The sequence below is a fragment of the Klebsiella sp. K-Nf6 genome (assembly GCF_002806655.1).
Taxonomy (GTDB): domain Bacteria; phylum Pseudomonadota; class Gammaproteobacteria; order Enterobacterales; family Enterobacteriaceae; genus Klebsiella; species Klebsiella variicola.
This window is the reverse complement of the sequence record NZ_PIBN01000001.1, coordinates 181,622-202,818: the sequence shown is the minus strand read 5'-3', so window position 1 is coordinate 202,818 and position 21,197 is coordinate 181,622. Positions and strand designations below refer to the sequence as shown.

At 60.2% G+C, this 21,197-nt stretch carries 18 protein-coding genes and 1 riboswitch; of the genes, 8 read left to right on the top strand and 10 right to left on the bottom strand.

Annotated elements, in window-relative coordinates; genetic code table 11:
* Positions 1-58: 58 nt before the first annotated feature.
* From CWM61_RS00960 to CWM61_RS00950, 3 genes are all read left to right on the top strand, one after another.
* Positions 59-799, top strand: coding sequence for a response regulator (locus tag CWM61_RS00960; protein ID WP_004180014.1), 741 nt, complete (start codon positions 59-61; stop codon positions 797-799).
* On the top strand, positions 796-2,139 hold the full coding sequence (locus tag CWM61_RS00955; protein WP_074385769.1) for a sensor histidine kinase: 1,344 nt from the start codon (positions 796-798) through the stop codon (positions 2,137-2,139). The genes CWM61_RS00960 and CWM61_RS00955 overlap by 4 nt, the downstream gene beginning before the upstream one ends.
* Before the next feature lie 102 nt (positions 2,140-2,241).
* A complete protein-coding gene (locus tag CWM61_RS00950) occupies positions 2,242-3,432 on the top strand; it encodes a cytochrome c biogenesis protein/redoxin (protein ID WP_100630522.1) in 1,191 nt (396 codons plus the stop codon).
* A gap of 571 nt (positions 3,433-4,003) precedes the next feature.
* On the opposite strand, the gene CWM61_RS00945 is transcribed toward CWM61_RS00950, so the two are convergent.
* The 7 genes from CWM61_RS00945 to tenA all read right to left on the bottom strand — a co-directional run bounded on the left by CWM61_RS00945 (position 4,004) and on the right by tenA (position 11,403).
* A complete protein-coding gene (locus CWM61_RS00945; RefSeq protein ID WP_100630741.1) occupies positions 4,004-4,897 on the bottom strand; it encodes a LysR substrate-binding domain-containing protein in 894 nt (297 codons plus the stop codon).
* 205 nt (positions 4,898-5,102) lie between these two features.
* On the bottom strand, positions 5,103-6,584 hold the full coding sequence (locus tag CWM61_RS00940; RefSeq protein ID WP_165785223.1) for a pyridoxal phosphate-dependent decarboxylase family protein: 1,482 nt from the start codon (positions 6,582-6,584) through the stop codon (positions 5,103-5,105).
* 9 nt (positions 6,585-6,593) lie between these two features.
* On the bottom strand, positions 6,594-7,979 hold the full coding sequence (locus CWM61_RS00935; protein ID WP_008804788.1) for a diaminobutyrate--2-oxoglutarate transaminase: 1,386 nt from the start codon (positions 7,977-7,979) through the stop codon (positions 6,594-6,596).
* A gap of 306 nt (positions 7,980-8,285) precedes the next feature.
* Entirely contained in the window at positions 8,286-9,221 is a 936-nt protein-coding gene (locus tag CWM61_RS00930) for an ABC transporter substrate-binding protein (RefSeq protein ID WP_074385773.1), read from the bottom strand.
* Between the two features lie 24 nt (positions 9,222-9,245).
* On the bottom strand, positions 9,246-9,986 hold the full coding sequence (locus CWM61_RS00925; RefSeq protein WP_074385774.1) for an ABC transporter permease: 741 nt from the start codon (positions 9,984-9,986) through the stop codon (positions 9,246-9,248).
* Positions 9,983-10,711, bottom strand: coding sequence for an ABC transporter ATP-binding protein (locus tag CWM61_RS00920; protein ID WP_100630521.1), 729 nt, complete (start codon positions 10,709-10,711; stop codon positions 9,983-9,985). Before CWM61_RS00920 ends, CWM61_RS00925 begins: the two co-directional genes overlap by 4 nt.
* Positions 10,708-11,403: a thiaminase II gene (tenA, locus tag CWM61_RS00915; RefSeq protein ID WP_100630520.1), complete on the bottom strand. Its 696-nt coding sequence runs from the start codon at positions 11,401-11,403 to the stop codon at positions 10,708-10,710. Before tenA ends, CWM61_RS00920 begins: the two co-directional genes overlap by 4 nt.
* Before the next feature lie 68 nt (positions 11,404-11,471).
* A riboswitch (TPP riboswitch) is annotated at positions 11,472-11,573 on the bottom strand.
* Positions 11,574-11,793: 220 nt separating this feature from the next.
* On the opposite strand from tenA, the gene CWM61_RS00910 reads away from it, so the two are divergent.
* From CWM61_RS00910 to CWM61_RS00900, 3 genes are all read left to right on the top strand, one after another.
* Positions 11,794-12,915, top strand: coding sequence for a BamA/TamA family outer membrane protein (locus tag CWM61_RS00910; RefSeq protein ID WP_074385777.1), 1,122 nt, complete (start codon positions 11,794-11,796; stop codon positions 12,913-12,915).
* An 18-nt stretch (positions 12,916-12,933) separates the two neighbouring features.
* Positions 12,934-13,878, top strand: coding sequence for a hypothetical protein (locus CWM61_RS00905; RefSeq protein ID WP_012541648.1), 945 nt, complete (start codon positions 12,934-12,936; stop codon positions 13,876-13,878).
* Positions 13,879-13,943: 65 nt separating this feature from the next.
* Positions 13,944-15,050, top strand: a complete 1,107-nt coding sequence (locus CWM61_RS00900; protein WP_048330241.1) for a DUF4056 domain-containing protein — start codon at positions 13,944-13,946, stop codon at positions 15,048-15,050.
* Positions 15,051-15,087: 37 nt separating this feature from the next.
* Here CWM61_RS00900 and CWM61_RS00895 read toward each other — a convergent pair whose 3' ends face one another.
* The 3 genes from CWM61_RS00895 to CWM61_RS00885 form a co-directional block, all read right to left on the bottom strand.
* Positions 15,088-16,260 carry a Gfo/Idh/MocA family protein gene (locus CWM61_RS00895; RefSeq protein WP_074385778.1) on the bottom strand — a complete coding sequence of 391 codons (1,173 nt, stop codon included), beginning with the start codon at positions 16,258-16,260 and terminating at the stop codon, positions 15,088-15,090.
* A gap of 13 nt (positions 16,261-16,273) precedes the next feature.
* Positions 16,274-17,197, bottom strand: coding sequence for a TIM barrel protein (locus CWM61_RS00890; RefSeq protein ID WP_100630519.1), 924 nt, complete (start codon positions 17,195-17,197; stop codon positions 16,274-16,276).
* 191 nt (positions 17,198-17,388) lie between these two features.
* Positions 17,389-18,429 (bottom strand): LacI family DNA-binding transcriptional regulator, encoded by a 1,041-nt coding sequence (locus CWM61_RS00885; RefSeq protein WP_100630517.1) that lies wholly within the window; start codon positions 18,427-18,429, stop codon positions 17,389-17,391.
* Between the two features lie 399 nt (positions 18,430-18,828).
* Between CWM61_RS00885 and CWM61_RS00880 the strand changes: the two genes are divergently transcribed.
* Positions 18,829-20,085, top strand: a complete 1,257-nt coding sequence (locus tag CWM61_RS00880; protein WP_074385781.1) for a sensor domain-containing diguanylate cyclase — start codon at positions 18,829-18,831, stop codon at positions 20,083-20,085.
* A 124-nt stretch (positions 20,086-20,209) separates the two neighbouring features.
* A complete protein-coding gene (locus CWM61_RS00875) occupies positions 20,210-21,151 on the top strand; it encodes a hypothetical protein (RefSeq protein ID WP_074385782.1) in 942 nt (313 codons plus the stop codon).
* Positions 21,152-21,197 lie beyond the last annotated feature (46 nt).

Below are 21,197 nucleotides of genomic sequence, written 5' to 3'. Positions count from 1 at the left end.
CGCTTCCGGCAACACGGCTTATGCTTGTGAAGAGTTAATTTTGCCGCAGGAGCACCCTTTGGAGCGTATTGACCACATCCTGGTCGTCGATGACGACCGCGATATTCGGGAACTGATTGTCGACTATCTGGAAAAATCGGGATATCGCGCCAGCGGCGCGGCGAACGGCAAAGCCATGTGGTCGGTGCTCAAAAATCATCAAATTGACCTGATTGTGCTGGATATCATGATGCCGGGCGAGGACGGCTTAACGCTCTGTCGCCAGCTGCGCGCCAACCCGCAGCAGGATATCCCGGTGCTGATGCTCACCGCCCGCACTGATGACAGCGACCGGATCCTCGGCCTGGAAATGGGGGCTGACGATTATCTGATTAAACCTTTTGTGGCCCGCGAACTGCTGGCGCGCATCAAAGCTATTTTACGCCGTACCCGGGCGCTGCCGCCCAATCTGCAGATCACCGAGGCGGGCAGGCTGATCGCCTTTGGCGACTGGCTGCTCGACACTGCCGCCCGCCACCTGCTGGATGACAGCGGCGCCATCGTCGCCCTCAGCGGGGCGGAGTATCGGCTGCTGCGGGTGTTTCTCGACCACCCCCAACGGGTGCTGAACCGCGACCAGCTGCTGAATCTGACCCAGGGACGCGACGCGGAACTGTTTGAGCGGTCAATTGACCTGCTGGTGAGCCGACTGCGCCAGCGGCTACGGGAGGATGCCCGCGAGCCGGCCTACATTAAAACGGTGCGCAGCGAAGGCTATGTGCTGTCGGTGCCGGTCTCCATCCGCGAGAGGCATGAATGAGGTTTTGGCCCGCCTCGCTGCAGTCGAGGCTGATGGCGCTGCTGTTTCTGGCGCTGCTGCTGGCGAATACTTTAACCCTGTCGCTGCTGTTTTATGAGCGCATGAGCAGCGCCCGCAGCGTGATGCTGGACAACCTGGCCTCCGATGTCGCCACCAGCGTGGCGATCCTCGACCGTCTGCCGGCCGCTGAGCGCCCGCAATGGCTGCCGAAGCTGGCGCGCGGCAACTATCGCTATCTGCTGGGCGCCGGAGAGCGCGGCGACTACCCGGACAGCTGGCGTGCCCGGGACGCGGCCCGCTCCCTGCAGGAGGCGCTGAGCGCGCAGTATCCGGTCAGTATTGTGACGATCCCCGGCCCCCGGCAGCATATTCAGGCCCATATTACCCTCCACGACGGCGCCCCGTTGACTCTCGATCTGTGGCCGAAGCTACCGGCCATCGCCCGCTGGCTGCCGGTGGTGCTGATTGCTCAGTTTGTTCTCCTGCTGGCCTGCGCCTGGTATGCTGTTCGCCAGGTGTTGCTGCCCATCACCCGTTTTACCCGCGCAGTGGACGCCCTTGAACCGGCCAGCGACACGGCGGGAACCATGGCCGAGCAGGGGCCGGAAGAGGTCCGCCGTGCCGCTCGCGCGTTTAACGCGATGCAGGCGCGCATCCACGACCATCTGCAGGAGCGGGCGCGGATCCTCGCCGCCATCTCCCACGATCTGCAAACCCCGATCACCCGAATGAAGCTGCGGGTGGAGATGGCCGACCAGCCGGAACTGCGCGATAAGCTGCTGCAGGATCTCGACAATATGACCCGTCTGGTGCGGGAGGGCATCGCCTTCGCCCGCACCTCGCAACCGCTGGCGGAGGCGCGCCAGCGGCTGAACCTTGACGCCTTTCTCGACACCATCGTCTGCGATTATGCCGATGTCGGCCGGCCGGTGCGCTTTTGCCCCGAGGAGACCGCCGGGGTGGTGTGGATCCCACCGCAGGCCCTGCGTCGGGTGATGACCAACCTTATCGATAACGGGCTGAAATTCGGTACGACGGTCACAGTAACCCTGACCCGCGACGCCGCCGGGGATATCACTCTCCATGTGCTGGATGAGGGGCCGGGGATCCCGGAGGCCTCGCTACAGGCGGTGTTGCAGCCGTTTTATCGCCTGGAGGACTCGCGCAATCGCGATACTGGCGGCACGGGTCTGGGGCTGGCGATTGCTGCGCAGCTGGTCAGCCAGATGAACGGCATGCTGCGTCTGACCAACCGCCCGCAGGGCGGCCTGGACGCCAGCGTTCGCCTTGCCGCGGCGGGATTGTATCCTGCTGTATCTCCGGCGCAGACGGATAACTAAGCCGACAATTCTCTCGCTTTCCCGACACATCCGCCTTACATGCCCTTGCTCTAATGTCGTGGCTGCCACTCTGGGTAGCGACGGCATAATGAGGAGAAGGCGATGTCGATATTAATTGCATTTTTGGGCGGGATGTTAACCCTGCTGAGCCCCTGTACACTGCCGGTGATCCCGCTGCTGTTCGCCAGCGTCCGGGGCCGCCGGGGGCAGCTGGCGATTATGCTGGCTGGAATGGCGCTGATGTTCGGCGCGGTTTCGTGGCTGGTGACGGTCGCCAGCGGCTGGGTGGTGAATTTGACTCTGGCTGGCCGCGGCCTGGCGCTGGCGTTCTTCGCCCTTGTCGGGCTGAGCTTGCTTTCGCAGCGCGTCGCGCAGCGGCTGACTTCACCCCTGGTGGCGCTGGGAAATCAGCTTAACAACGCCAGCTCACGCCAGCGCGGCTGGATCGGATCGCTGCTGGCCGGGCTGGCGGTGGGCCTGCTGTGGGCCCCGTGCGCCGGGCCGGTATTGGGGGCGATACTCAGCCTGGGCTTTGTGCATCCGGGGCAGGCGACCACCGGCGGGTTGCTGCTGGCCTACGGCAGCGGCGGGGCGCTGATGTTATTCCTGCTGGGGTGGTGTGGTGCAGCGTTGATCGCCCGACTGCGTCGCGGGCTGGCGTTCGGCGAACGGCTGCGCCGGCTGGCGGGGGTGGCGATGCTGGCCTCGGTGGCGCTGATCGCCAGCGGCGGCGATCGCTATCTGCAAAGCGCGGGAGGATGGAGTCAGGCGCTGGAGCAGCGGCTGGCCGCCCGTCTGCCGCAGCCGGAGCAAAAGACCATCCTCCAGCCCATCGCCGCGCCGCAGCCCAGCAGCGCGATGCCCTCCCTGGCGAGAGGCAGCGCGTGGCTCAACAGCCCGGCGTTAACCCCGGAGCGTCTGAAGGGCAAAGTGGTGCTGGTGGATTTCTGGACCCGGGAGTGCATCAACTGTCAGCATACCCTGCCTTACGTACGCGACTGGGCGAACAAATACCGCGCGGCCGGGCTGGTGGTGATTGGCGTCCATACCCCGGAATATCCCTGGGAGCGTTCGCTGCCTCTGCTGCGCCAGGCGGTGAAAGACTGGCGGATAACCTACCCGGTGGTGGCGGATAATGAGTACGCCATCTGGAACGCCTTCGGTAATCAGTACTGGCCGGCGCATTACATTTTCGACGCTCGCGGACAGCTGCGTTATACCGCCTTCGGCGAAGGGGATTATGCCCGCCAGGAGCAGGTGATCCAGCAGCTACTGCAGGAGAGCAAAGCCTGACCCGCGGTGTAGACGTCGGGCGGACGGATCCCTCGAGCCCCTATACCTGATGCCGGGCGGCGCTGCGCTTGCCCGGCCTACACGAGTGCGCAGGAAGAATGTAGGCCCGGTAAGGCGCAGCCGCCACCGGGCATTGAAGCGGGAACGGCGCAGAATGGCCATTGCCGGGCGGCGCTGTGCTTGCCCGGCCTACACGAGCGCGCAGGGAGAATGTAGGCCCGGTAAGGCGCAGTCGCCACCGGGCATTGAAGCGGGAACGGCGCAGAATGCCCATTGCAGGGCGGCGCTACGCTTGCCCGGCCTACACGAGCGCGCAGGGAGAATGTAGGCCCGGTAAGGCGCAGTCGCCACCGGGCATTGAAGCGGGAGAGGCGCTGGATGCCCATTGCCGGGCGGCGCTACGCTTGCCCGGCCTACACGAGTGCGCAGGGAGAATGTAGGCCCGCTAAGGCGCAGTCGCCACCGGGCATTGAAGCGGGAACGGCGCAGAATGCCCCTTGCCGGTGACTGCCGGACGGTTCCCTCTCCCTTCAGGGAGAGGGTTAGGGTGAATGGAAGTGGCGTGACACTGTCACATCTCGACCCACCCCTGCAGGGCCTCGGTCATTAGCTCGCCGAGCAGCGCCACGGCGGCGGAATGCTGTCCCTCTCGCGTGGTTTGTTGCAGGTTAACGGCCAGGCTCCCTGGCGATGGCAGTCGCCCGGCGACGGTGCGCAGGTTGCCGGGCATGCCAATGCGGGTGCGTATCGTCAGCCCCAGGCCAGCCTGTACCGCCGCCCAGATGCCGTTCAGGCTGTGGCTGACGAACACCACCTGCCAGGGGATCCCCGCGGCATCGAGACAGGCAATAGCGCGAGAGCGCATCAGGCACGGGCTATCGAACATCACCAGCGGCAGCGGCTCACCGGACGCCAGCAGAGCACCAATATCCAGGTCAGGATGCGCAATCCACGCCAGCGGGCAGCGACCCAGCCCGGGGCCCTGATCTTCGGTTTGCCACAGCAGCGCCAGATCCAACGTATCCTCCGCCAGCGCCTGGCGTAGCGGAGTATTGCGGTCCACCCTGGCGACTATCCGCACCTGCGGATGGTGCCGTTTAAACTGCCCAAGGATCCCCGGCATCAGCGATTCGCCAAAATCTTCCTGCATACCAAGGTGGATCTCGCCGGTGAGCCGCTCGCCCTGCAGCGCGCGCAGGGTTTCATCATTGAGCGCCAGCAGTCGTCTGGCGTAGCTCATCAGCTTTTCGCCTTCCGCGGTGAGCACCAGATGCCGCCCCTGTTTGGCCACCAGCGCCGCACCGCACTGGCTCTCCAGCTTTTTAAGCTGGGCGCTGACGGCGGAAGTGGAACGCGACAGGCGCTGCGCTGCCTGGGCGAAGCTGCCGCACTCCATGCCGGTCACAAAGCTGCGCAGGGCGTCGAGATCCAGCCCCGGTAAGCGTTTCTCCATCATCATCCTTATTTTCAGGATGTTCATCCTGAACGTTGTTATTCTCGGGATAGTACTGTGGCATCGAGAAAGGCAGGCGTCAACGGGCCCTGCGACCAGCCAGGGAGCAGAGAACGTCAGTGGCGCGGAAAGAAATAAAAAAGCCGATAAGGACATTATCGGCTTATTGCAGGCAAGGCTGACAGCGGGGCGGCAGGCGCCGCCTCGCTAAGGCAGGTTATTGCGCCAGCAGCTCCTGAGCGGTGCGTTCCACCAGGTTCAGCAGCACCTTCACGTCATCCAGCGTCACCACCGGGTTCAGCAGGGTCAGCTTCAGGCAGGTGACACCGTTGTGCTCGGTCACGCCAACGTTAGCGCGGCCGGAAGCCAGCAGAGCATCGCCGACACGCTGGTTGAGCAGGGCGATAGCCGCCGCGTCGCTCAGCGCCATCTGCGCCGGACGGGAACGGAACAGCACGCTCGCCAGCTGCGGTTGCATCACCAGCTCCAGCGTCGGCTGCGACTTCACGTACTCCGCCACGTTTTTCGCCATCGTGACGCCGTGATCGATGATCGCCGCATACTGTTTCTGGCCCAGCGCTTCCAGACCCATCCACAGCTTCAGCGCATCGAAGCGACGGGTGGTCTGCAGCGACTTAGACACCAGGTTCGGTACGCCGTGCTCTTCATCGAACTCGGAGTTCAGATAGGCCGCCTGATAACGCATCAGCTCGTAATGGCGCGCGTCCTTCAGCAGGAAGGCGCCGCAGCTGATGGTCTGGAAGAACTGCTTGTGGAAGTCCAGGGTAACGGAATCCACCAGCTCCAGACCGTCAAGGTAGTCGCGATACTGCTCAGACAGCAGCAGCGCGCCGCCCCAGGCTGCGTCAACGTGCAGCCAGATCTGATGCTCCGCAGCGATACCGGCGATGTCGCGCAGCGGGTCGATAGCCCCCGCGTCGGTGGTGCCGGCAGTGGCGACGATCGCCATGATCTGCTCGCCGTTAGCCTGCGCTTGCGCAATCTTCGCTTTCAGATCGGACACGTCCATCCGCGCGAATTCGTCGGTTTTCACCAGCGTGACCGAGCGGTAGCCGAGGCCCATCAGCGCCATGTTCTTCTGCACCGAGAAGTGGGCGTTTTCCGAGCACAAGACTTTGTACTTGCGGATATCCCCCGGCAGCCCATCCTGCTGGATAGAGTGCCCCTGACGGGCAAAGAAGGCGTCGCGCGCCAGCATCAGGCCCATCAGGTTGCTCTGGGTGCCGCCGCTGGTGAAAACGCCGGCGTCGCCAGCCGGATAACCGACCCGGGCGCGCAGCCATTCAATCAGCTTCATCTCAATGATGGTTGCCGACGGGCTCTGGTCCCAGGAGTCCATGCTCTGGTTGGTGGCGTTGATCAACACTTCCGCCGCCTGGCTAATCACCAGGCTCGGGCAGTGCAGGTGCGCCACGCACTGCGGGTGATGCACCGACAGGCTGTCTTTCAGGAAGTACTCGATCGCACGATCAATCGCCGCCTGGTTACCCAAACCCTGTTCGTTAAATTCAAGGGAGATACGCTCACGCAGCTCGTCAACGCTTTTCCCCTGATACATCTCAGGTTGCTTCAGCCACTGCACAACGGCCTGGCTGGTCTGCTCGATAACCTGCTGATAGGCCTCAACGCTCTGCGCTGAACCAGCAAGAATCGGATTCAATGTGGACATGGTGGTCACTGACTCCACTCAGACCGGCTTTACGCCGGCGGCCAGCAGGGCCTGTTCAAATTTGTCGAGGAACACATCCAGTTCCGCGTTGCTGATCAGCAGGGACGGCAGCAGACGCAGCACGCAGCCGTGACGACCACCGCGCTCGAGGATCAGGCCCGCTTCAAAGCATTTCTTCTGCAGCAGGGCAGAGAGTTCGCCGTCAGCCGGGTAGCAGCCCATGTGATCCTGAGCTTCGTTCGGCTTGACGATTTCGATACCGATCATCAGACCAAGACCACGTACGTGGCCAATGACCGGGTAGCGTTTCTGCAGCTCGGCCAGTTTGCCTTTCAGCCACTCGCCCTGGGCAGCGACTTTGTCGGCAATCTTGTTGTCGCGCAGATGACGCAGGGTGGTCAGACCGGTAGCCATCGCCAGCTGGTTGCCGCGGAAGGTGCCGGTGTGGTGACCCGGTTCCCAGGCGTCGAACTGTTTTTTAATGCCCAGCACCGCCAGCGGCAGACCGCCACCGACCGCTTTCGACATCACGATGATGTCCGGCTGGATACCGGCGTGTTCGAAGGCGAAGAATTTACCGGTACGGGCAAAGCCAGCCTGCACTTCATCGACGATCAGCAGAATGCCATGCTCTTCGGTCACTTTGCGGATGCGCTGCAGCCACTCGACCGGCGCCGGGTTCACGCCGCCTTCACCCTGCACGGCTTCGAGGATCACCGCCGCCGGTTTACGGACGCCGCTCTCCACGTCGTTGATCAGGTTTTCGAAGTAGTAGGTCAGGGCTTTCACGCCGGCTTCGCCGCCGATGCCCAGCGGGCAACGATACAGGTGCGGGTAAGGCATGAACTGGACTTCCGGCATCATGCCGTTAACCGCTGCTTTCGGCGACAGGTTGCCAGTGACGGACAGCGCGCCATGGGTCATCCCGTGATAGCCGCCGGAGAAGCTGATCACCGCCGTACGGCCAGTGTATTTTTTCGCCAGTTTCAGCGCGGCTTCCACGGCGTCAGCGCCGGAAGGACCGGTGAACTGCAGGCAATACTCTTTCCCTTCGCCCGGCAGGCAAGAGAGCAGGTATTCGGAGAAACGATCTTTTAACGGGGTAGTCAGATCGAGGGTATGTAACGGCAAGCCGCTGGTAATGACACTTTGGATGCTCTGCAATACATCAGGGTGGTTGTGGCCCAGAGCGAGAGTACCGGCGCCCGCGAGGCAGTCCAGGTACTGTTTGTTATCCGCATCCGTCAGCCACACGCCTTCAGCTTTAGTGATAGCCAGCGGTAACTTACGCGGGTAACTCCTGACATTCGATTCGAATTCGGCCTGACGGGCCAAAAAGGTTTCGTTGTTTGCGTCTAATAAATCGGCACGTAAAGTATCAATACGGACTTTATCCGTCATCATATCACTCCCACAACCAGCATTGCGGTTGAACGCTGGTTGAATAATTGGTCTAAGGAATTGAATTGGCATTCATAAAGCGCGCACAATATATGGCTTTTTAAATCCGCATTCAACGTTTTATTGATTGCGCTATTTTGACGTTATTCTTACCGGGGTAATAATTAACGTAACCTGCTGAATTATAATAGAACAACTGCGTGTCACGATAACCCTTTAAAGTGTAATTATTAGTGAGAAAGTCTCTATATTTTTATTGCCGCTGCGTTAAAACGCTGACGGCATGCGTTCCGTCAGCGATAGCAAGACTCAATGCAGTTCAACCGCATAATTTGTTAAAGGTGTGACTTTTTTCACCAACTTATTGTTATATAAAAACTGTTCATAAGCTTCATAGCGCGGTTTATCCAGTGCCGCCGGATCGGTGGCGAACAGCGGCACGGTTTGCAGCCACGCCTGGTGGTTGAGCTCGGTTTTCAGCTCCGGGTGGGCGGCGGCAAACGCCTCCCAGCTCTCCTGCGGATGGGCGCGCAGATAGCTCACCCCGGCCTGCAGGGCGATGAGGAATTTACGGATCCTGGCCTCATGAATCGCGTCGCGATGGGCGACAATCACCAGCTCGTCATAGGTCGGTACGCCATAATCTTCGACGTTCATCACCACCGGCGTTTTGCCCTGCAGCTTCAGCTCCTGCGCTTCTATATTACGGTAGCCGCCGATAACCGCGTCCACCTGGCCCGCCAGCAGGGCGCTGGTCAGCTGGAAATTGACGTTAACCAGTTTGATACTGGCCGGATCGATCCCCGCGTGTTGCGCCATGGTCGACAGGGTGGCCTGCTCAATGCCGCTGACCGAATAGCCCACCTTCTTGCCTTGCAGGTCTGCCGGAGTTTTGATGTGCTTATCCAGGGCGATCACGGTGTTCAACGGCGAGTTAATCAGGGTTCCGACACGCACCAGCGGTAACCCTTCGTCAGCGAAGAAGTGCACCTGCGGCTGGTAGGTGATGGCCAGATCCGCCTGACGGGCGGCCACCATGCGGGGAGGCAGCGCGGGATCGGAGGGAGGGACAATCTTGACGTCCAGCCCCTGGGCCTTAAAGGCGCCGATCTGCTCGGCCACCATAATCGGCGCATGGTCGGGGTTAATGTACCAGTCCAGCACCAGCGTCAGCGGTTCATTGGCCAGCGCGTGGCCGCTGAACAGGGCCGTCAGGGTTGCCCCGGCGAAAAGCGACTTTTTCATCTGTTTTCCTTTATTACTTCATCTTTATTCCGGTGACCAGTCGATCAGCCGGTGCAGCAGGGTATCTACCGCCAGCCACAGCAGGAGGGTCAGTAGCACTAAAATAAACAGCGCGGCGAAGCAGATATCGGTTTGCAGCCGCGCATTGGCATTGAGCATGACGTAGCCCAGCCCCTCAGCGGAGCCGACCCATTCGCCGATAATCGCGCCGATGGGCGCCACCGCCGCCGCCATCCGCAGGCCCGAGCCCAGCGCGGGCAGGGCAGCCATCAGGCGGACATGCCGCAGCTGAGCGCCAAAGGAGGCGTTCATGCTGCGCGCCAGATCGAGATATTCCTGGTTGACCCGTCGCAAGCCATCAAAGAAGGCGGAAGTCACGGGAAAGAAAATCACCAGCACGGCCATTGCCACTTTGGCGCTCATGCCAAAGCCCAGCCAGAGCACCAGCAGCGGGGCGAGGGCAAAGACCGGGATCGCCTGACTGGTGAGCACCAGCGGCATCAGCCAGCGCTGCAGGCGTGGAGAGAGGATCATGCCCAGCGCCAGCGAGACGCCGAGCGTTACGCCCAGCGCCAGGCCGCTCAGGATCTCACTGAGCGTGATAAGCGTGTGCCAGCCGAGATAGGCGCGATTGACCCACAGCGCCTCGGCGACCGCCATCGGGGAGGGTAAAAGAAAGTGAGGAATGCCGCTGCGGCTGGCCAGACCCCAGAGGATCATCAACCCGCAGAACACCATGCCTCCCCGCCAGAGACGTCCGGTCATGGATGAGCCCTCATCAGTTGCTGCAGCAGGGCGGCCTGGCTGTTCAAGAGATCGGGCGCGTCCGGCGCGCGCGGAGGTGTGCCGGCGAGGTGATGGCTGTCATCGATGTCGCCGTCGGCCGCCGAGAGGACCAGCAGGCGGTGGCTCAGCCGGCAGGCCTCCAGCGGATCGTGGGTGATCAGCACCACCGTGCGATCAGCCAGCAGGGTGGCCGCCAGGGTTTGAATGCGCGTGCGAGTGAGGGTATCCAGCGCCGAGAAAGGCTCATCCATCAGCACGATGGGGCGGTCCTCATACAGGGTGCGGGCCAGCGCGGCGCGCTGACGCATGCCGCCGGAGAGGGTTGCCGGCCGGGCGTCGGCCCAGGACGAGAGCTCCACCTGCTCAAGCAGGGCGGCAACCCGGGCGCGATCGACTTTTTCACCGCGCAGCCGCGCGCCGAGGGCGACGTTGTCCCGGACGCTCAGCCACGGGTAGAGCAGATCTTTCTGCCCCATCCACGCCAGACGGCCCTGAATCGGCTGCCCATCGCTGGCGACCACTTCTCCCCGGGTGGCGGGCGCCAGACCGGCCATTACCCGCAGCAGGCTGGTTTTGCCAGCCCCGCTGGCGCCGAGCAGCGACACCCACTGCCCGCCGGGGACCGTAAACGACAGGTTGTCGAACAGCCGGCGGTCGCCGAAATGCAGGCTCAGGCCACGGACCTCGATACCCGGCGCCGTCACGCCCGGGTCTCCGCCGCCGCGTTGAGGCCCATCTGCCAGAACTGCGCCTCAAGGCGGGTGGCGGTGGTAAAAATCTCGCTCAGCTCAGTGAGCCGGGCCTCGCTCCCGCGCTGCTGCCACACCGTTTCCAGCAGCGCCAGCGCGGCGTTGACGCCGTGCAGATAGCCTTCATCGCCATAGTTGCGGATCCACGAGGCGTAGGGGTTATCGTTCAGCCGGGTGGCGGGATGCTGCAGCAGGCCGAGACCGATTTCCGCATAACCGGCTACGCAGGGCATCAGCGCGACCAGCAGATCCAGCGCGTCACCCGAGTGGCCAATATCCAGCACGTAGCGAGTATAGTTAATGGTTTCCGGCGCTTCAGGCTGGGTAGCCATCTCCTGCTCGCTAATGCCCCACCGGGCGCAGTAACCGACGTGCAGCGGCAGTTCGTTGAGGATGGCGTTCATTGAGGCGGCCGCGGCCCGCATCTCCGGCAGCGTGCGCAATTTACTCACCAGCAGCGCGTAGCTGCGGGCAAAGTGGATCAGAAACAGATAATCCTGGGTCAGGTAGCGACGAAACGCGCTTTCCGCCAGGGTGCCCTCGGCAAGCTGCTGGACGAAAGGATGCGCCACATAGTGCTGCCAGTCAGCGGCGGCCAGCTGGCGTAAACGGCCGTAAAGACCATGGCTAAACGCGGGAACAATCACAGGACCTCCAGTCATTCAGGGGAGATCCGGGCGTGCAGGGGTGTGAACAGGCAATGGCGGTAATGCAGGCAAAATTGCCGACCCGTCCCTTCGCTGGCATGACCCAGATCAGGTTCAAAGGGTTCGGCTTGCGCCATCTCAGCCCTCACGGGACACCCCTCGGTAGCGCTATGTTATACGACATTCACCTTTTGAATACAATCACCGCGCTGTCCGGTATTGCGATGGCATGTTTCTGTGATAGCCAGCACTTTTTCGTATAAAAATAACCTAAAAACAGGCGGCTGCGCGTTGGTGAGCATTATTCTCTTACGTTATATTTTCATTATCCCGTTGTGATAACCCTGTTCGCCACGCGTGTTGTGCGCGCCCCAAAGCCCCGGAGTGAGCATGAAATTTCCGCTGTCCACGCTGGCGCTTCTGTTCCTGTTGTGCCCGCCTGGTGATGCCGCCGATCTGTTCGATGCGGAAGATGGCATGCTCGATATGAGTCAGTATCTCGCGGAAAACCGTTATGGTTTTCTGCCGGTGCCGCTGGCGATCACCGAGCCGGCGATCGGCTATGGCGGAGGGCTGTTTGGCCTGTTTTTACACGGTAAAGGCAGCCGGGAAAGTGGGCAGTTTATTCCTCCGCCGCTTACCGCCTTTGGCGGGGCCGCCACGCAGAACGGGACCTGGTTTATTGGCGGCGGTCATCGCCACACCTGGCAACATGACCACATTCGTTACCTGGTGGGGGCGGGTTACGCTAACGTTAATCTGGATATCTATTCCGGCGATACGGGCGGCTTCAGCCACGGTAAATCGGTGCAGACGGAGACCAAAGGCATCGCTGCGCTGCAAAAACTGCTGTTTCGCGTGGGCGACACGCCGGTATTCCTCGGAGCTTCGCAGGTATATGCCCGAGCGGATGTCTCTAGCGACAACCCGGTGGTCAACCGGGTCTGGCAGCAGGTGCTCGGGCAAAACAGCACCTCTTCGGCGCTGGGGGTGGTGGCGGAATATGACACCACCGATAATATTTTCTATCCTCAGAGTGGGTTAGCGCTGAAGGGCGAATATCGTTTTTTCCGTTCGCTGCTTGGGGGCGATTATCACTACAACACTTTCTCGCTGGACGGGAAGGTTTTTATTCCGCTCAGCCACACGCTGACGCTGGCGGTCGCGGGCAATTATCAGTCATTAACCCACCATGATAACCCTCTGATGCCGATGGCGCGTCCCTATATCGCGCTGCGCGGCATTTCGCGCTACCGCTATCAGGGCGACTACGTGGTCACGGCGCAAACCCAGCTGGCCTGGGCGTTCACCCCGCGCTGGATCCTGCAGGGATTCGTTGGCGCGGGGAGCGCCGCTGACACGGCGGGCACGTTAGGGGAACAGTCAGAGGTGGCATGGGGGGCCGGTTTTCGTTACCTGATTGCACGACAGTACGGTTTGCGTACCGGGATTGACGTGGCGTTCAGTGAGCATGAGCAGGCGGTCTATTTCAATGTCGGTTCGGGTTTATAACTACACATGAGAATAACAATGAGAGCATCCGGAACGGTGTTAACGCTGCTGTTGGCGGCCTGTGGCGCGTCGGCCGCGGAGCAGAGCGAGAGCGACAGCTATTTTCCGATATGGGGCGATGAGGCACGCGCCCGGGGGTATTCGATCCCGTTACCCTACGGCGTCAACCTGAGCTATATGAATATCCGTCAGGATATCATGGTCGACAGTATTACCTTTTCCGGGCTTAAGCTGGGCAACCATCCCATTCCCAGCGATATGTTCGCCATCGATGCCGGGCACACCCGCGAGAAGAGCAAAACCGAAAACCTGCGCCTCGATATGTGGGTCTTTCCGTTTCTCAACGTTTACGGGCTGGTGGGGCATACCCGCGGGTCGTCTGTTTCCCAGGTCTCCGTGGATTCGGATCCTTCGCAGTTTCGCGGTCTGGATCGGGTGATCGCCGGCGCGGTTCACCAGCTTTATCAGAGCGGAAAACTGCAGGATATTGATTTTACGCTTGATTTCAAAGGAACCACCTGGGGAACCGGCTTTACGCTCGCCGGGGGATACGGCAACTGGTTCGGGTTAGTAGACACTAACTACACCCGTACTGATTTCGATATTCTCGACGGCAGCATCTCGGCGGTCACCGTCTCGCCGCGCGTCGGCTACCGCTTCAGTTTTCAGGGGATCGACGGGCCGTCCCACCTCAGCCTGTGGGTCGGGAGCATGTATCAGGACGTGCAGCAGGAGTTTAAAGGCGATCTGGCCGACCTGCATATGCCGCCAGAGCTTCAGCCCCTGATTGCCGCGGTCAATAAAGACGGCGAGGGGAAATTCGACGTCAAGCAGAAGCTGACCTCACCCTGGAATATGCTGATTGGCGCCCAGTATGAAGTCACCAAAAACTTTAACGTGCTGACTGAATTTGGTTTTAACGAGCGCAATAGCTTCTTTGTCTCTGGTGAATACCGTTTTTAACTAAAACTGCTGGCGCCATCTGCCGGTAAGATGCGCGCTCTTTTGTTGTTGTGGAGAGGCTATTGATGCGTAAAGCCTTATGGCTGCTGTTTGCACTGTCGCTGCCGGCGCTGGCGCAGGATCCGGTGCTGCCCGCTGTGACGGCGATCCATCCGGTGCCCACCCTGGGTGAGCTGCCGCCGCCGGAGTCGCTGCGACCGTGCTGCGCTTTTGGTTACGACCTGCACGTGCGCGCGGTGGGCATCCCGATCCCGGTATACCAGATTGGCAATGTGCTGACCCTGGATACGCTTGGCAAGCACCATTACAACGACAGCGCGTTCGGGGCGGTGAAAAACCTGCTGGGGCTCAGCGAGGAGCAGAACGGGCTCATCTATACCCGTCGCGGCGGGTTTATTGATATCGCCCATGTGCGCGATACGGCGGACTACACCTTCTATCTGTTCAATCGTATTGCGCCGACGCTGGGCCAGGCGGGGCGGATCTTCTACAGTGAAGAGCTGGGCGTGCGCCGCGTTCAGCTGAATGCCTTTACGCCGCCGGCGGGCGTCAGGCAGCGCTATCAGCTGGCCGCCTGGCTGGCGGGTCATCTGGCCTTCGAAATTGCCCAATGGCATGAGATTGCCCAGTGGTATGGCTTCCAGTCGGTCCCCGGGTTTTCAGAGGAGATCTCCGCTTTTTCGCCAGAGGATCTCTACTCCAATTTACTCGGCGCCAGGCTGGCGATTAACGTGATCCTCAGCGGCCACGGTGGTTCGCTGGAAGACTATAACCAGGCCATGGATGCGGCGCTGAAACAGGCGCTGACCCGACTGATGGTAGCGACGCGAGGGGAGACGGAAGCGATGTTTCAGCGGATCGACGGCGACTGGTGGAACAGTCACCGACGGGTGCCGGATAAGTTTCTGGTGCTGAAGCGTAACTATGATCTGCAGGAGAATCGGCTGCCGACGCCGGTCCCTTTCGAAACCCTGCCGCCGTATCGCCTGACCATGCCGGAGCAGGTTGGGGGGTTCCGCTTACGCGACCTCGGCGAACTGCAGATCTACCCAGGGCATGATATGCAGGCGCTGCCGGTTCCCGCGCAATACTATGGCGCCGGCGCGTTCCAGGCGCTGGCGGATAGCGCACGTGAGGCGGATAAGACCCAGCTGTCACGAATTGAAAAATAGCCGTAAAGGCTCAGGGCGTGCGCCCTGAGCCAGTGAGTTAGCAGAAGTCGACCCAGCAGGCGCCGTTGTCGGCAGACCGTACACAGTTTTCCACCCAGCGCACGCCGAATGCGCCGGCGCGAGCGTCCGGATACCAGAAGTCGGCCAGCAGCGCTTCATCGCGACGGTCGGCGGCATCCATGGCGATGGCGAAACGGCGATAGAGATTCGACCATGCCTCAAACAGCCCCTCAGGATGGCCGCCGCCGATGCGGTCATCCTGACGCGCCAGCGGATCAAGGTAGTCCATGCCGCGCTCGAGGATGCGCACCGGCTCGCCCTGGATTTCATAGCGCAGCTGGTTGGGCTGTTCATCCCACCATTCAAGGCTGGCTTTTTCACCGACGATACGCACCTTTTGCCCGTGCATGGATCCGCAGTTAACGGCGGAGCTCCACAGCGAGCCGACGGCGCCGTTGTCATACTCCATAAGCACATGGGCGTTATCTTCCAGCGGCGCGCGGCTTTTGACGAAGCTTTGTCTGGCGCACATCAGCCGGGTGATGTTCAGCTGTGGGGCCATGGTTTCAACCAGAAACAGCGGATGGGTGGCCAGGTCGCCCAGAACATAGCTGGGGCCGACAAAGCGAGGATCGACCCGCCAGCGGGTACTGGCGTTTTCCAGCTCCACCGGCTGGGCGTGAAAACCGTGGGCAAACTGCATATTGACGATACGGATGTCGCCCAGCAGCCCGTCGGCGATCATCTGCCGGGCCTGCAGGATCAACTGGTGGCCGGCATAGCCGTAGGTCACCCCGATGATCTTGTGCTGCCGCTGGCTGAGCGCCACCAGTTCGTCAGCTTCCTCGCTGCTGAAGCACAGCGGCTTTTCGCACACCACGTGCAGCCCGGCCTCCAGCGCCGCCCGGCAGATGGCATAATGGGTGTTATTTGGTGTAGCAATCGACACCGCCTGAATGCCGTCCGGACGCTCCGCCTCGCCGCGGAACAGGCTCTGGTAGTCGGCGTAACAGCGTTCGGGATCCACCCCCAGCTGTTGGCCGAACTGGCGTCCGCGCTCGGCATCAATATCAAAGGCGCCGGCCAGCAGCGTAAAGGTGTTATCACGCAGCGCCGCTGAGCGGTGAATATAGCCGATCTGGCTGCTGCCGCCGCCGCCGACCATGCCCCAGCGCAGGGTGCGGTCGAGAGGTTTTAAACCGTTAATCATGTTGCGTCTCCTGTCAGAATCCCACGTCGCGCAGATAGCGCAGACTTTCCGTGACCGCCTGCAGGCTGCCTGCGGCATGGCGCGGATCACGCTCTTGTTCAATGGTTATCCAGCCCTGATACCCCCGACGGGCGAGAAAGTCTTTGATGGCCGGATAGTCAATGGCGCCGCTGCCGAGCGGGCACATTACCCCTTCGGCGCAGGCGGTGAAAAAGTCGATGCCCTCGGCGAGGGCGCGCTGGTAAACCTGCGGATCCACATCCTTGAAGTGCAGGTAGTCGAGTCGCGCGTAATAGCGATCCAGCCAGTCGAGCGGATCCATACCGGCGTAGTAGAGATGTCCGGTATCCAGACACAATCCCGCGACGTCGTGCGGAATATCGTTCGCCAGCCGCTCGATTTCATCCGCAAATTCGATGCAGCCCCCGGCATGGGGATGGATAACCGCCCGGACGCCATACTCCTGCCAGGCGAGGGTGCTGAGGGCGGTAATGTGCGCCATCATGCGCTGCCAGTCTTTGTCATCGAGTCGTGGAGCCAGCGCGCCGCGCCCGGCAAAGCGTGCCCGTTCAGGGTTGCCGAAATCAATAATCACCAGGTAAGGCGGCTGAACAGGATGCCCTGGCGTGGGTTCGGCGGCCGGAACCTGCGACAGATTGCGGCAGATCTGATGCGTCAGCGCCACCAGGGTGGGGAAATGGGCCTCGCTGACCAGATCGTCAAAGATCGTACCGGCTACCAGCGACAACTGATGCTGTTCCAGCGCCGCGCGCAGGCTGGCCGGGTCGGTGGGCAGGTAGCCCCAGGGCCCAAGCTCAATGCTGCGATAGCCGGCCTGCGCCGCCTCCTTCAGCACGGTAGCCCAGGCGGGAAGGTCAGGGTTATTTGGGTCATCCACGCCCCAGCTACAGGGGGCATTGGCGATAGAGAGTGTCATGTTGGCTTCCTTTTTACACAGGGGATGCCGCTGAGTATTGAATAAATATTTCATTCTCAACAATGATGGAATGATGATTTTTTGATGGCTATCATGCTTTGAATTGATGTGGTTTTTGATAGTTTTTTATCAAATTGAGGGCGGGCGCGGTCTGCCCGTTAACTGGCCCCGGTGGCGGCGGGGCCGGGAATTTACATATTTTCTTTGGTGATGATATCGAAAGGCTGAGGGAGAGAAATCACCTCGCTGTGCGAGCGAGAAACCGCGTCCGTTATGGTGCGTAGCGTGGCAGCGGCAAACGCCTCCAGCCGGTGGTTAAGCATGATGTCGATGGTGCCATCGATCAGCGCCAGTTCACTGTCGTTTAGCGGGCCGTGGCAGACCAGGGTGATCGCCTGCTGACGGCCGCTGTCGCGCAGCGCCTCGACAATGCCTTCGACGCCGCCGCAGGGGGCATAGATCGCCTGCAGGGCCGGGTACTGACTCAGCATCTGCTCCGTCACGGTCCTGGCGATATCCGCCCGTTCATGGCTGCGAACCGGCTCCAGGATCTGCTGCCCCATGCCTTGTTCACGCAGGCAGGAGCGGAAGCTGATCTCACAGCTTTCCTGACAGGTAAAACGATTGTCGCCAATGATAATGCCAATTTCACCATTCCCGCGGCATAAGCGCTCGATAAACCAGGCGGCGGTGCGCCCGGCTTTTTGATTATCGAGGCCGATATATCCGCTGCGCTGGGGGACCGACAGATCCGAAAGCAGGGTGAACACGCGAACGCCGCGGGCGGCAGCCCGGGAGACTGCGTGGCGAATCAGCGGGTGATCCAGCGCCACCAGGCCTAACACGTCCACCTCGTCACTTAGCCGGTGAATGGCCTGAGCCATCGCTTCCACCGCATCAATGGCAAAATGCAGTATCACCGGCGCCTGGCCTGCCGGTAGCCATGGGGCGGCCTCGCGCGTCAGCGCTCGGGCCAGCGGCAGGTAGAAGGAGTGGGTCTCTTGCAGCAGGATAAACCCCATTCTGACCGTGACCGGCGCTTTACCCGCTGCCAGACGATAGTGGGGTTGCTCGAGGGTAAACCCCAGCCGTCGTGCCGCCTCCAGTACACTGAATGCCGTGGACTCCTTCACCGCCGCACGCTTGTTCAGCACCCGGTCGACGGTGGCAATACCGACTTTGGCTTCACGAGCGATATCGGCAAGCGTGATTTTGGTAGCGTTTTTTTTCACTGTGATGGCCGTTTGTGATGAGAGTTATGATAGAAACTATCACGATTAGTCTGGGCATAAAAGCCGCAACGCGGGCGTCCTGGACAAAGCCAATACGCAGCCAACCGGGGGTAAGACCGATATACATACTCTGTGATCAAAAGCGACTACCAGTTCTGGTATTGCTGCTATGCTGTTGAAATAGAATTAATAAAAAAGACATTTTCGCATCCAGTCGGTTAAACCACGCGCAAAGTCGCCTCGGGTGGGCGTTGCTGCGTGCAGAACCGACTATACTTGCCGCGCATGCGCGTCATTAAGGTTTTTCGGTTTCTTTTTGCTATCACTTTATACCAGCGTCAGGGCCGCTCATCGTTGTGCGTTGCTCCGGCGCCGGGAATTGGTCGGTTTGGGGCCTGTATGTTATTAAAAGAACTGGCTGTTTTTGATGTATTAAGTACCCCGATATGGGTAGTCCATCCTTTTAATGAAAGTGTGGTCTATGCCAATCAGGCTTCCCGGACGTTGAGCGGCGATATGTCGCTGAAGGAGATGCGTAACGGTATCTATTCGACCTGTCCTGAAACACAGTTACAACATTATCTTCGCTATCTCGATACGATGACCGAGATATTTGAAGTCTGGACGCTACAGACTGAGAAGGGCCTGCAGTCGGTGTATTGTAAAACCACCCTGGTTGAGACTGACGACAGCGGTACCTTACTGCTGTTTGAAGCCGTGAAGCTGCTGGCGCAAAATCAATCCATTCACACCGGGTCCCGCCGCTACCAGCGGCGCAACAATGGCTTTTTTGCCCGTTTTTTTATGACCAATACCGCGCCGATGTTATTGATCGATCCCAATAAGGATGGTCGAATTGTCGATGCCAATATTGCGGCGCTGCGTTTTTATCATTATTCCGATGAGGAAATGCGCAATAAACATACCTGGCAAATTAATACCCTTGGTCGGGACGTGATCCCCATCATGAATAATATTGCCAATATGCCAGGCGGGCATAAACCGCTTAATTTTACGCATATTTTAGCCGACGGTACGCTGCGCCATGTCCAAACCTACGCCGGGCCCGTAGTGCTTTATAATATTCGACTGATGTTGTGTATTATTCACGATATCACCGAGGAAGTGCATCTGAAAAAAGAGCTGGAATTTTCTGCCGCCCACGATCCCCTCACCGGATTGCTTAATCGCCGCGAATTTTATCGCCTCGTCGAGGCACCGTCATTTATCGCGCAAGGCTTTTGTCTGCTGTTAATCGACATCGATCATTTCAAGAGCATTAATGATATTCACGGTCATCAAAAAGGGGATGAAGTCCTGCTGGTGCTCTCGCGCATTCTGGAAACATCGGTTGATCGTGAAGATAAAATTTATCGCTGGGGGGGAGAAGAGTTTCTGCTCTTTTTACCCCATTCGCCGATAGCGCGCGCCCTGATACTGGCGGAAGGGATCCGCCAGGCGGTCAGCGAGTATCAGACGCTGTCGGTGACGGTGAGCATCGGCGTGGCCGAACACCATGACGGGGAAGCGATTGATCAGCTTTTTTCCCGCGTCGATAAAGCGCTGTATGTGGCCAAAAATGATGGGCGCAACCGGGTCTCGCGCATGCCGTTTGAAAATGTGGAACTGCTGCACAGCCGCGGAGGCGCGGCCTGAGCAGCCCAATGCTTTTTCTCCCCGCCGGACGCGCAGGCTGACTCACCGACTATACTGAGTGAACGCCAGCCTGCTGATTTGGGTGGCAATATTGTTAGCCTGTCGCTGAGGTGGCAAACGACATATGGTGCGTCTTCTCGTTCTCCTGTCGGTACTTTCGCTTTCCGCGCCAGCGACGCTGGCGGCGAACGGCCACGCCATCAAACAGCGTGCCGATGCCGTATTGACCCTGATGAGCTATACCGTTGTCCCTGACGTGACCGCCAGCGATCTCAACATTGGTTCCGGCAGCAACGACAAGCATAACCTGGCCATCACCCAGTTTGGCGGCGGGGCAACCCTCAGCGAGTCGTTCCCGCTGTATCTTGAAGGTACGATGGGTTACAGCCGTTACGACCCGCGCTTTGTGGTCAGCAATGGCGAACAGACGCGGAATGTGCCGACCAAATGGAACAGTCTGACCACCACCGGCGGTGTCGGCTGGGATTTTTCGCTGCACCGGGACAGCCTCGGAGGCAACCTGGTGTTGCGGCCGATCGTCAATGTGATGCTCGGTACCCTGGCCAGCGATGCGCGCCTCGGCAGCTGGGCAATCGAGCGAAAAACCAACGCCGATCTGCAATTCCTCGACGGCGGTCGGTTCAATGCCTGGGGGCTCGGCGGGGCGTTGATGCTGGATTACGAACGCTTTTCCGCCACCCAGGATATTGATGCCGAACTGCGTTACTCCTATATGCATCTGCAAAGTTTCGGCAGTAGCGCTGAGGTGGTGCAGGGAGAGGCCAGCGCGGAGAATCTCGGCTTGTATCTGCGCCGCCGCGCGCCGATAGCGGACTGGACGCTGTTGGGTAACCCGCTGCGTTACGTTCTGGAGGGGGCGCATACCGAATTTCTCGGCGACCAGCGAGGGGCGCTGGGCTTTACCGGTTTGACCTCCCTGGGGATTGGCCTCGAGCTGGACAGCAGTAAATACCCGGTCTTTATCACTCGCACCCGGCTGGTGGCGCGCTATATGTTCGGCAATAACACCACAGGCTATGGTGTAGGACTGGCAATGAGTTTTTGATGACCTCAAATCTGGTGCCGGACAGTTCCCTGGCTCTCAGGGAGGG